This window comes from Inquilinus ginsengisoli (genome assembly GCF_031453975.1).
In the GTDB taxonomy this organism is placed as follows: Bacteria; Pseudomonadota; Alphaproteobacteria; order DSM-16000; family Inquilinaceae; genus Inquilinus; species Inquilinus ginsengisoli_A.
In genome coordinates this window covers 173,987-185,379 of record NZ_JAVDPW010000003.1, presented here as the reverse complement: position 1 = coordinate 185,379, position 11,393 = coordinate 173,987, and the positions used below count along the sequence as shown (strand labels likewise).

Genomic DNA, 11,393 nt, shown 5'->3' with positions numbered 1-11,393 from the left:
GCTCAGTGCAGCGAGGACGCGAAGCCGCGGTGCTGGCCCTCGGCGAATTCCTCGATCATCCGGTCGTTGAAGGCCGGGATGTCGGCCGGCGACCGGCTGGTGACCAGCCCTTCATCGACCACGACCTCGCGGTCGTAGACAGTGGCGCCGGCGTTGCGCAGGTCGAGCTGGATCGCCTTGAAGCCGGTCATCTCGCAGCCCTCGATCACCCCGGCGCTGATCAGCAGCTGCGGGCCGTGGCAGATCGCGGCCACCGGCTTGCCGGATTCAAAGAAGCCGCGGACGAAGTCCAGCGCCCGGCGGTCGGTGCGCAGCTGGTCCGGGCTGTGCACGCCGCCGGGGATCAGCAGCCCGTCATAGCCCTCGGGCACCGCCTGGTCGAGCTGGACGTCGACCGCGAAGCTGTCGCCCTTGTCGAAATGATTGTGCCCCATCACCTGCGACGGCTCCGGGCTGACGATCTCGACCTCGGCGCCGGCCGCCCTCAGGGCCTTGACCGGCTCGGTCATCTCCACCTGCTCGAAGCCGTTGGCGACGATGACGGCGATCCTGCGTCCGAAGAGACGTTCGGTCATGCCAGTCTCCATTGCTTGAACGAGCGGTCAGGGAATCGCGCACCGCCCATTCAGGCAATGGTTCCTGGCGGCGGGTGGTTCCGGCCGGGATCAGACCCGCGCGACCATCTCCCGGATCTGCGCCGCGGCCTCGGCCGGATATGAGATCGCCAGACGGTCGCAGACCTCCCGCCCCAGCGAAGCGTGAAGATCGATCGCCGCATCGAGAGCCGACAGGATGCCGGCCCGGTCATGCCCTGCGCAGGTCCGGGCCAGGGCCGCGATGGTGACGGGATCGGCCCAGCGCTCGATCATGCGGGCCCCGTACCAGTCCGTCGCCGCCGCGCCGCGGGTCAGCCGCAGATGCATACGGGCGAGGTCGAACAGATGCGGCCGCAGCAGACCGTTGAGGCATTGCAGGGCGACGAACAGCTCACCACGGGCCGCTTTCCGGGCCGCCCACAGGCAGTGGTAGAGGAAATCCTGGGTCTTGCCGGCGAACTCCGCCGCACTCCAGATCCGGTCGGGCGGCGCCTTCGGCGGCAGCCGGTCCACCAGACGCGCTCCGATACCGTCCTTGTCGACCAGGATGCGCAGTCCGCGGGCGGCGACGGTGCCGAATTCGGGCGGCATTCCGTCCGCGGCCCAGCCCGCCAGCGTGGCGTGCGGCAGCAGCACGAAATCGACATCCAGCCCGCTGTCGAACAGCACCCGCCGCTCGAACTCGCCGCCGACCGCCGTGGGTTCGACGAAGGACAGCAGCGGGGTGCCGAGCGGCGCCAGCCAGTCCAACGCGTCGAGATAGGGCCGGGAATCGGCGCAGGACAGCACCACATCGATGTCGGAGAATTCGTCGGCGGGGTCGGTGCGCCGGGCCTGCGAGCCCACGATCATGGCGAAGCGGATGCCGCCCTCCGCCTCGGCCCAGGGCGTGAGCGTTTCGAGAAACAGATCCACCCTGGACGGCATGGCCTACACGCCGCCGAAGCCGTCCAGGAAGCGGCCGAGGCAGTCGCCGATCACGCCGACCTCGTAGCCGCCCTCCTGCACCACCACGGTCGGCAGGCCGGCCGCGGCGATGCGCGCGCCGGCGCCGGCGAAGCCGTCGGTCGAGACCTTCAACAGGCCGATCGGGTCGGCGGCATGGCTGTCGAAGCCGAGCGAGACCACCAGCGCCTCGGCGCCGAAATCCCGCACCGCGGCCAGCCCCCGGTCGATCGCGGCGTGGAACCCGTCATCCCCGGTGCCCGGCGCCAGCGGCAGGTTCAGGTTGGCGCCCTCCCCGGCCCCGACCCCGCGCTCATCGGCATAGCCGGTATAGAACGGGTAGTAGACCGCGGGGTCGGCGTGCAGCGAGACGGTCAGCACGTCGCCGCGGCCATAGAACACCTCCTGCGTGCCGTCGCCGTGATGGGCGTCGATGTCGAGCACCGCGACCTTGGCGAAGCGGCCGCGCAGGGCCTGGGCGGCGATGGCGGCGTTGTTGAGGTAGCAGAAGCCGCTGGCCCGGTCGGCCCGGGCGTGGTGGCCGGAGGGGCGGCACAGCGCATAGGCGGCGCGGTCGCCGCCCAGCACGGCCTCGGCCGCCCCGGCCGCGGTCCAGGTCGAAGCCAGGATCGCCGTCCAGCTGGCCTCGCCCAGCGGCACGGCGAGGTCGCCAAGATAGTGGCCGGCCTGAGCCACCACCGAGGCGGAGCGGCAGGGCGGCCGCACCGTGCCCGGCGTGCCGTTCCAATAGGGCGACAGGTTGGGCAGCACCTCCGGCCCGGCATTGGGCAGCGCGGCCCAGCGGCCCCAGGCGCCGGCCAGGAAGTCGAGGAAATCGGGCGTGTGCACCGCCAGCGCCGGGGTCAGGCCGCGATCGGCCGGCCGTTCGGCCGCGATGCCCCGGCCGGCCAGGGCGGCGAGCAGCGGGTCGACCCGCGCCGGCACGTCCTGCGGCGCAGCCAGACGCCCCGCCCGCATGAATTGCTGCGGCGTGTGCAGGCGCTGGTCGGGATGGAAGAAGGCGCGCATCGGCGATCCTCAGATAGCAAAAGCGGAAGGGGCGGTCAGAGACCGCTTGGAAATGCGCTGGTGTGAGTCGGCTGGCGGTGGTTTCGAGAACCGGAGCGCAGCGGACATTTGGGTCCGTGAGCACCGGAAGCGCAGAAACCGCCGTCAGACGGCCACACCAGTAGCGTTTCCATGCGGTCTCTCAGGCGGCCTTGACCTCGATCAGGGTGGGCCGGGTGTCGTCGAAGGCGGCGGCCAGGCGCTGCGGCAGGTGGCGCGGATCCTCGACGGCGGCGTAGCCGCAGCCATAGGTCGCGGCCATGGCGTCGAAAGCCGGCGGCGCGATGTCGACGCCCAGCCGGGCGATGCCGGCCTTGTCCATGCCATAGGCGATCTGGCCCAGGCCGCGGTTGTTCCAGACCACGACCGGCAGCCCCAGGCCGAGATCGGCGGCCGTCCCCAGCTCCTGGCAGGTGAAGCCGAAGCCGTAATCGCCGGCCAGCGCCACCACCTGCGCCTCCGGCCGCGCCAGCTTGGCCCCGATCGCCGCGGGCAGGGCGTAGCCCAGCGTGCCGAAGCCGACCGGGTGCAGCCAGCCGCGCGGCTGCCGCGAGGGGAAGCAGACATTGCCGGTGTAGGCGATCTGGGTCATGTCGCTGACCACCACCGCATCGTCCGGCAGCGCGTCGCGCAGCCGCTCCAGCAACGCCAGGTGATCGGCCTTGTCGCCGAACTCCGCTTCGTCGGCGGCGCGGCGCAGCGGCGCCAGGTCGCCGGCCCAGGCCGGGCGGCCGCCGCGGTCGGCCAGCGCCGCGGCCAGCCCTTCCAGCGCCTGGGCCGCATCGCACAGCAGCGGCACGGTCGGCCGGAAATCCCGCACCAGCACGTCGGGGTCGATGTCGACCCGGATCAGCGCGCCCTTGAACTGCAGCGGCGACCAGCGGTCGTTCATCGACAGCTCGGTGCCGACGGCGAGCACGACATCGGCCTCGGCGATCAGCTTCTGGCCCTCGGCGGTGCCGATGCGCGACCCGATCGAATGCGGCCCGTCATCCGGCACGATGCCCTTGCCGGCGATCGAGCAGGCGACCACCGCGCCGAGGCTGTCCGCCAGCCGCCGGGCCGCCGCCGCGCCGGAGGCCGCGCCGCCGCCGAGCAGGATCATCGGGCGCCGCGCGCCGCGCAGCAGCTCCACCGCCTGGGCCAACGCCGCCGGGTTGGGGGCGGACAGCGGCAACGCCGGCAGCGCGCCGGAGTCCTCGGCCACCGCGCCGGTCGCGACGTCGAGCGGCAATTCGATATAGACCGGGCGCGGCCGGCCGAGGGTCATGCGGGCGAGGCTGAGATCGGCCACGGCGCGGGCCTGGGCCGGATCGCTGACCAGCAGGGCGGAGCCGACGAGGCCTTCCATCGCCTGGCGCTGGTTGCGCATCTCGTGCAGCTCGCCGCGGCCGAGGCCGAGATCGGCACGGGCGTTGACGGTGGACAGCACCACCATCGGCACGCTGTCGGAATAGGCCTGGCCGATGCCGGTGGCGGCGTTCAGCAGCCCGGGGCCGGTGATCAGCACGCACAACGCCGCCTTGCCGCTGGCGCGGGCGTAGCCGTCGGCCATGAAGGCGGCGCCCTGCTCGTGCCGCACGGCGACATGGCGGACGCCGTTGCGGCCGAGGGCGCGGTACAGCTCGAGCGTGTGCACGCCGGGGATGCCGAAGGCGGTGTCGACGCCGCTGCGGGTGAAGGCGTCGATGATCGCCTGGGCGCAATTGTCAGCCATGAAACCTCTCCCCCGCTGTCGCGACTCGTTTGCCGGAGAGACTGCCGCGACCGCCCGCCGATGACCACCCCCACGACCGCTGCGGCAGCCCATCGCGATGACGATGATTGACAACTAAACACCAATTTGACAATATATTGTCATTATGAACCCTGTCGACCAGCTCACCGACCTCATCGTCGAGACGTTCCGGCTCAACGGCCGCCTGCTCGCCGCCGGCGACGGGCTGGTGGCGGATCTGGGGCTGACCTCCGCCCGCTGGCAGGTGCTGGGGGCCATCGCGGCATCGCCGGTGCCGCTGCCCGTCGCCTCGATCGCCCGCAACATGGGGCTGAGCCGGCAGGGCGTGCAGCGCCTGGCGGACCTGCTGACCGGCGAGGGCTTCGTCCGCTTCGACCCGAACCCCCACCATGCCCGTGCCAAGCTGCTGGTGCTGACCGACAAGGGCCGGCAGGCCTTCGCCGATGCCATGGCCCGGCAGCGCCCCTGGGCCGCGTCGCTGAGCGCCGGGCTGGACGCCGGCGAGATCGCCGCGGCGCTGCGCGTCGCGACGCAGCTGCGCGAACGCCTCGACCGCGCCGAGCCGCCCGAGGCCCTTTGATCCGGCCAACCCCCAACCCAAGGAGCCCCACCATGCCGAAATTCGTCGAACTCGACGCCCATGTGACGCTGGCACAGCAGCTTGCGGACGAGGACGGTCCCGTCATCCTGATCAACAGCTTCAGCGTCGCGCCCGAGGAGGCGGATGCCCTGCTCGCGGCCTGGACGCGGGACGCCGCCATCATGAAGGCGCAGCCCGGCTTCATCTCGACCCAGCTGCATCGCGGCATCGCCGGCAGCTCCGCCTTCCTGAACCAGGCGGTGTGGGAAAGCACGGCGCATTTCCGGGCGGCGTTCGGCCAGAAGGCGTTCCGCGACGCGCTGGCCAACTATCCCGCCAGCACCGTGGCGACGCCGCATCTGTTCCGCAAGGTCGGCGTCCCCAGCATCTGCGTCGCCTGAGCCTTGCGGCGCCGGCGGACGAAACCGCTGGCAACGCACGGCCGGCCGGCGCCAGGATCGCGCCGGCAACGGGAGACGACGCGATGCCTGAGGAAACGGATGTCGCCGCGCATTACGCGCGGGATGGGCTGGAGGCGGCGATCCTGGCCGGGCTGCGCGCCGCCGGCCGGGATCCGGAGCGGCTGGCGCCGGCCGATCTGGCGCCGGTCGACGAATTCCACATCGGCGGCCGCGAGGCCACCGAGGCGCTGGCCGGGCAGCTCGACCTTCGCCCCGGCCAGGCGCTGCTGGACATCGGCAGCGGCCTCGGCGGGGCCGCGCGCCATTTCGCCCAGGCCCATGGCTGCCGCGCCTGGGGCGTCGACCTGACCGCCGATTTCGTCGCGGTCGCCACCAGCCTGGCCGGACGCGTCGGGCTGGCCGACCGGGTGCGCTACATCGAGGGCAGCGCGCTGGCCCTGCCCTTCCCCGCCGGCACCTTCGACGCGGCGACGCTGCTGCATGTCGGCATGAACATCGCCGACAAGCCGGCGCTGTTCGCCGAGGCGCGGCGGGTGCTGAAGCCCGGCGCCGCCTTCGGAATCTACGACGTGATGCGCACCGGCGACGGCGAGCCGGCCTATCCGGTGCCCTGGGCGACGACCGCGGAGGGCAGCGCCCTGGCCACCCCCGACGCCTATCGCCACGCCCTGGCGGGCGCCGGCTTCAGCGTCACCGCCGAGCGCAACCGGCGGGATTTCGCCATCGACTTCTTCCGCCGCCAGCGGGCCGGGATGGCGGAGCACGGCCAGCCGCCGCTGGGGCTCCACCTGGTGATGGGGCCGGAGGCCGGGCGGAAGATCGCCCATCTCGCGGCCGCCATCGAAGCCGGGGTGGTCGCACCGGTCGAGATGATCTGCCGGGCGACCTGATCCCGGAAGGCCCGATCAGGCCGTTGCTTCGACCAGCCGACCCCGCACCGGCCGCGAGCCGCGGCCGATCGCCAGCACCAGGAAGGCGGTGCCGACGCAGATCAGCCCGGCGATGATGAAGGCGGCGAGGTAGCCGTCCAGCGCCGTGCGCATCACCCCGGCGCCGAAGGCCGCGGTGGCGGCGCCGACCTGGTGGGCCGCGGCGATCCAGCCGAACACCACCGGCGCATCCTCCTTGCCAAAGGCGTCGTTGGTCAGCTTCAGGGTCGGCGGCACGGTGGCGATCCAGTCCAGCCCGTAGAACACGGCGAAGATCGACAGGCCGTAGAAGCTGAAGCCGGAGAACGGCAGGTAGATCAGCGACAGGCCGCGCAGCCCGTAATACCAGAACAGCAGCCAGCGGCTGGAGTAGCGGTCGGACAGCCAGCCCGAGGCGGTGGTGCCGAACAGGTCGAAGATTCCCATGGCGGCCAGCAGCGCGGCGCCGGTGGTGGCCGGGATGCCCTGGTCGAGGCAGGCCGAGATCAGATGGGTGCCGATCAGCCCGTTGGTGGTCAGGCCGCAGACGAAGAAGCTGCCGGCCAGGAGCCAGAAGTCGCGCACCTTCGCGGCCCGGCCGAGGATGCGGAAGGCGGTGACCAGCGGGTTGCCGGTGGTGACGACCGGCTGGGCGCCGGCCGGCTCGCCGTAGCGGGTGAGGCCGATGTCCTGCGGCCGTTCCGGCAGCAGGAAATAGACGATGGGGAAGACGGCCGCGGCCACGGCGGCGACCGTCCAGGCCACCGGCTTCCAGCCGTAATCCTCGACGATCGCGGCCAGGATCGGCAGGAACACCAGCTGGCCGGTGGCGGCGCTGGCGGTCAAAAGGCCCATGACCAGGCCCCGCCGCTCCTGGAACCAGCGGTTGACGATGGTGGCGCCGAACACCATCGCGGCGATGCCGCTGCCGAAGCCGACGAAGACGCCCCAGGTCAGCACCAGCTGCCATTCCTGGGTGATCAGGGTCGAGGCCGCGACCGCGACGGCCAGCAGCGCCAGGGCGAACAGCACCACCGGACGGATGCCGAAGCGCTGCATCGCGGCGGCGGCGAACGGGCCCATCAGCCCGTAGAGGAAGATGTTGACGGCGATGGCGAAGGAGATGCCGGCGCGATCCCAGCCGAAGGCGTTCTCCAGCGGCACGATCAGGATGCTGGGCGTGGCCCGGATACCCGCGGCGGATAGCAGCACCAGGAAGGCCAGGGCCGCCGCGATCCAGCCGTAATGCAGCCGGCCCGACACCAGGCGCGCGACGAAGGTGGTCATCAGCAGCCCTCTTCCCGATCCGGCGGTCCCGTCGTTGCGACTGGACAACAGCCCCGGCCCGGCCCAAATGTAACCGATCGGTTCGTCGGCTGCCAAGAGGTACGAACCGATCGGTTACATGTCAAGGCCCGAGAGGTGTGGTTATGTCGAAGCCGAAGACGGTCGGAGCGCCGCAGGACGAGGCATCGCCGCTGCGGGCCCGCGACCGGATCTTCGCCGCCGCCGACGACCTGTTCTACCGCCACGGCATCCGCGCCGTCGGGGTCGACGCGATCGTCAAGGAGGCGGGGGTTGCCAAGATCAGCCTGTACCGCAGCTTCCCGTCCAAGGACGATCTGGTGGTCGCCTATCTCGCGGACCGCAACGCCGACTACTGGCGGCGCTGGGATCGGGCCTTCGCCAAGCACGAAGGCGACCCGCGGGCCCAGCTGCGCGCCATGATGGAGCATCTGGCCGACCGCACCACGGCGCCGGATTACCGCGGCTGCCCCTTCACCAACGACGCCACGGAGTTCCCGGAGCCGAGCCATCCCGGCCGCCAGGTCGCCGAGGCCAACAAACGCGAGCTGCGGCTGCGCCTGCTGCGGCTGGCCGAGGCGCTGGGCGCGCCGGAGCCCAAGCTGCTGGCCGACGGCCTGTTGCTGCTGGTCGAGGGCGCCTACGCCATCAGCCAGACCCTGGGCGGCCGCGACGGCCCGGGCAAGGCCGTCGCCTGGGCGGCCGAGGCGCTGGTCGAGGCGCAGCTGGGACGGGGCGGCGCAAAAGTGGGTTAAGGCGGCTCTCCCTCGGAGGCCCAGCCGCCGCCTATCGCGCCTCCAGCCCCAGCCGGCGCAGCTCCGCCTCCCGCCGCGGGGCGTCGGAGGCGAGGAAGAATTCATCCAGCTGCGGCGGCGCCACCCGGGTGGCCGACAGCATGGCGTGGGCCTGGCCGCGATGGTGGATCTGGTGCTGGAACAGATGCGCCAGGATGGCCGCGACGGTCTCGCGGTAGGCGACCCCGTCCTTGCGGTCGATCGCCACCACCCGGTCGAGCCCGCCATCGTCGAGCCCGTCGCAGTACCCGACCAGCTCGCGGTCGGTCTCGGACTGGGCGGCGGCCAGGTCCACGGCGTCGGGATAGGGGATCGGGTTGGCTGCCGGCCGCCGCCCCGGCCCCTTCAGGTCGGCAAGATAGGCACGGTCGACCACCAGGATGTGGTTCAGCGTCCGCCGCAGCGACGGGAAGAAGCCGGTGCGCGGCGCCGCGAACTCCTCCGGCGTCAGCCGGATGCAGGCGGCAAGCAGCCGGGCATTGGCCCAGGCGTTGTTGCGCGCCATCAGGCGGACATGGTCGGCCAGCGACATCGGCATGCGTTTCGCTCCCCACTGTCATCTTGGGGGAAGGCCTACAGGCCTCCCCGGTTCCAGGGCCCCGGCCCGAGGCGGCGGCTCTCGCCGTGCCCATCAGGGCCTGACACAATAATGGTGTGTTCCGGCATCCCGTCTAGAACGCCAGGTCATCAAAACGCCGCGACCCGATCCCATAGCTCTGCCGCTGCCGATGCCCTAGGCTTTCCATCCGGCACCCATGACACCAACCGGAGCGCCGGATGATCTCCCGGGGACCCTACAGCTGGCGGCAGGATCCGGCGGTGCCGCCCTTCCCCGACGACCGACCGGTCATCATCTTCGACGGGCACTGCGTCATGTGCTCCGGCTGGGCGCGATTCATCCTGCGATATGATCGGGCCAGGCGGTTCCGGCTGCTGCCGGCGCAGTCGCCGACCGGGCGGGCGCTGTATGTCCATTACGGGCTCGACCCCGAGGACTACGAGACCAACATCCTGCTGGCCGACGGCATCGCCTGGTTCAAGTCGGAAAGCGTGATCCGCACCGCCCTGGGCCTCGGCCTGCCCTGGTCGCTGGTGGCGGCGCTGCGGATCCTGCCCCAAGGCTGGCGCGACCGGCTGTACGGCCTGGTGGCACGCAACCGCTTCCGTCTGTTCGGGCGGAGAGACGTGTGCATGCTGGCGCCGCCGGGCCAGGAAGACCGCTTCCTGACGTGACTGAGCTCCTGCGCGTCCTGGTCATCGGCGGCACCGGCAGCTTCGGCGGCCGGCTGGTGCGGCTGCTGGCGGCCGAACCCGGCCTGACCCTGCTGGTCGCCAGCCGGTCGGCGGCGAAGGCGGAGGCGGCCTGCCGAAGCCTCGGCGGGTCGGCCGAAGCCCTGGCCTTCGACCGCGACGGCGATGTGGCGGCGCAGATCGCCGCCGCCGCGCCGGACATCGTGGTCGACGCCGCCGGGCCGTTCCAGGCCTATGGCGGCGCGCCGTACCGCGTGGCCGAGGCCTGCATCTCCCAGGGCGTCGACTATCTCGATCTGGCGGACGGCACCGATTTCGTCGCCGGCATCGGCCGGCTCGACGCCGTCGCGCGGGCGCGCGGCGTGGCGGTGCTGTCCGGCGTCAGCAGCTTTCCGGCGCTGACCGCCGCCGCGGTGCGGCACCTGGCGCAGGGCCTGGACCGGGTCGAGACCATCATGGCCGGGCTGGCGCCGTCGCCCTATGCCGGGCTGGGGCCGAACGTGACCCGCGCCGTCGCCTCCTACGCCGGCAAGCCGGTGGGCCTGCTGCGCGACGGGCGACCGGCGACGGGCCGGGCGCTGATCGAGACTCGGCGCCGGACCGTGGCGCCGCCCGGCAAGCTGCCGCTGCACAGCACCCGCTTCTCGCTCGTCGATGTGCCGGACCTGCGGCTGCTGCCGGAGCTATGGCCCGGGCTGCGGTCGATCTGGGTCGGGGCCGGCCCGGTGCCCGAGATCCTGCACCGGGCGCTGAGCGGCCTGGCCTGGCTGGTGCGGATCGGCCTGCTGCCCTCGCTGCTGCCGTTGGCGCCGCTGCTGCACGCCGCCAACCGGCGGCTGCGCTGGGGCGAACATCGCAGCGGCATGATCGTCGCCGTCACCGGCCGCAACGGGGCCGGGCAGCCGGTGGAGCGGTCCTGGCACCTGCTGGCCGAGGGCGATGACGGGCCGCTGATCCCGGCCATGGCGGCGGCCGCGGTGATCCGGCGCCGGCTGCAGGGCATCCGCCCCGCCCCCGGCGCCCGCCCCGCGACCACGGAACTGGAACTCGAGGATTACGCGCCGCTGTTCGCCGGCCGGGCGATCGTGACGGGCCGCCGTGAGGTCACCGCGGAGACCGCGCGGCAGCCGCTGTACCGTCGCCTCCTTGGCGAGGCCTGGGACCGGCTGCCGGCGCCGGTGCGGGCGCTGCACGACCTCCACGGCGAGACGCGGGTGGCGGGCCAAGCCACGGTCGACCGGGGCACCGGCCTGCTGTCGCGGCTGGTGGCGGCGGTCATCGGCTTTCCCGCCGCCGGCAGCGAGGTGCCGGTCGAGGTGGCGTTCCAGGTCCGGGACGGCGTCGAGACCTGGCAGCGCCGCTTCGCCGGCCGGCGCTTCGCCAGCACCCAGGAGGAGGGCCACGGCCGGTCCGAAGGCCTGGTGGTCGAGCGCTTCGCCCCGGTCCGGGTCGGCATGGCCTTGGTGCTGGAGGGCGATCGGCTGCGCCTGGTGGTGCGGCGCTGGAGCCTGTTCGGCCTGCCGTTGCCGGTGGCGCTGGCCCCGAACGGCGAGGCCTGGGAGACGGAAGCGGAGGGCCGCTTCCGCTTCCATGTCGAGATCCGCCATCCCTGGACTGGGCTGATCGTGCGCTACCGCGGCTCGCTGGCGCCGGTGGAATGATGGTGGGCCATCCCCCTTATTGTCATCCTCGGGCTTGACCCGAGGATCCAGGGGCTTTCAAGAACAGCTCTCCGTGGCCCCTGGATTGCCGGGTCAAGCCCGGCAATGACAATGAAGGTTGATGA

At 72.1% G+C, this 11,393-nt stretch carries 12 protein-coding genes; 6 read left to right on the top strand and 6 right to left on the bottom strand.

Translation table 11 applies throughout. The features are described from left to right. Positions 1 to 2: 2 nt before the first annotated feature. The 4 genes from E9232_RS08555 to E9232_RS08540 form a co-directional block, all read right to left on the bottom strand. Positions 3 to 575, bottom strand: a complete 573-nt coding sequence (locus E9232_RS08555; RefSeq protein ID WP_309793395.1) for a type 1 glutamine amidotransferase domain-containing protein — start codon at positions 573 to 575, stop codon at positions 3 to 5. 90 nt (positions 576 to 665) lie between these two features. Further along, positions 666 to 1,511: an aminoglycoside 6-adenylyltransferase gene (locus E9232_RS08550; RefSeq protein WP_309793392.1), complete on the bottom strand. Its 846-nt coding sequence runs from the start codon at positions 1,509 to 1,511 to the stop codon at positions 666 to 668. A 15-nt stretch (positions 1,512 to 1,526) separates the two neighbouring features. Next, positions 1,527 to 2,570 (bottom strand): histone deacetylase family protein, encoded by a 1,044-nt coding sequence (locus tag E9232_RS08545; RefSeq protein WP_309793389.1) that lies wholly within the window; start codon positions 2,568 to 2,570, stop codon positions 1,527 to 1,529. A 181-nt stretch (positions 2,571 to 2,751) separates the two neighbouring features. Next, entirely contained in the window at positions 2,752 to 4,326 is a 1,575-nt protein-coding gene (locus E9232_RS08540; RefSeq protein ID WP_309793388.1) for a 5-guanidino-2-oxopentanoate decarboxylase, read from the bottom strand. 145 nt (positions 4,327 to 4,471) lie between these two features. Between E9232_RS08540 and E9232_RS08535 the strand changes: the two genes are divergently transcribed. The 3 genes from E9232_RS08535 (at position 4,472) to E9232_RS08525 (ending at position 6,239) form a co-directional block, all read left to right on the top strand. After that, positions 4,472 to 4,927 (top strand): MarR family winged helix-turn-helix transcriptional regulator, encoded by a 456-nt coding sequence (locus E9232_RS08535; RefSeq protein WP_309793386.1) that lies wholly within the window; start codon positions 4,472 to 4,474, stop codon positions 4,925 to 4,927. A gap of 32 nt (positions 4,928 to 4,959) precedes the next feature. Beyond that, a complete protein-coding gene (locus tag E9232_RS08530; protein WP_309793384.1) occupies positions 4,960 to 5,328 on the top strand; it encodes an antibiotic biosynthesis monooxygenase family protein in 369 nt (122 codons plus the stop codon). An 83-nt stretch (positions 5,329 to 5,411) separates the two neighbouring features. Continuing rightward, positions 5,412 to 6,239: a class I SAM-dependent methyltransferase gene (locus E9232_RS08525; RefSeq protein ID WP_309793383.1), complete on the top strand. Its 828-nt coding sequence runs from the start codon at positions 5,412 to 5,414 to the stop codon at positions 6,237 to 6,239. A gap of 15 nt (positions 6,240 to 6,254) precedes the next feature. Here E9232_RS08525 and E9232_RS08520 read toward each other — a convergent pair whose 3' ends face one another. Beyond that, positions 6,255 to 7,544: an MFS transporter gene (locus E9232_RS08520; protein ID WP_309793381.1), complete on the bottom strand. Its 1,290-nt coding sequence runs from the start codon at positions 7,542 to 7,544 to the stop codon at positions 6,255 to 6,257. 143 nt (positions 7,545 to 7,687) lie between these two features. Between E9232_RS08520 and E9232_RS08515 the strand changes: the two genes are divergently transcribed. Next, a complete protein-coding gene (locus E9232_RS08515; protein WP_309793380.1) occupies positions 7,688 to 8,317 on the top strand; it encodes a TetR/AcrR family transcriptional regulator in 630 nt (209 codons plus the stop codon). A 31-nt stretch (positions 8,318 to 8,348) separates the two neighbouring features. Here E9232_RS08515 and E9232_RS08510 read toward each other — a convergent pair whose 3' ends face one another. Next, complete coding sequence (locus E9232_RS08510; RefSeq protein WP_309793378.1) at positions 8,349 to 8,894, bottom strand: DinB family protein; 546 nt, start codon at positions 8,892 to 8,894, stop codon at positions 8,349 to 8,351. A 239-nt stretch (positions 8,895 to 9,133) separates the two neighbouring features. Here E9232_RS08510 and E9232_RS08505 point away from each other — a divergent pair, with 239 nt between their 5' ends. Then, positions 9,134 to 9,589 carry a thiol-disulfide oxidoreductase DCC family protein gene (locus E9232_RS08505; protein WP_309793377.1) on the top strand — a complete coding sequence of 152 codons (456 nt, stop codon included), beginning with the start codon at positions 9,134 to 9,136 and terminating at the stop codon, positions 9,587 to 9,589. Beyond that, entirely contained in the window at positions 9,586 to 11,268 is a 1,683-nt protein-coding gene (locus tag E9232_RS08500; RefSeq protein ID WP_309793376.1) for a saccharopine dehydrogenase family protein, read from the top strand. The genes E9232_RS08505 and E9232_RS08500 overlap by 4 nt, the downstream gene beginning before the upstream one ends. Positions 11,269 to 11,393: the final 125 nt, after the last annotated feature.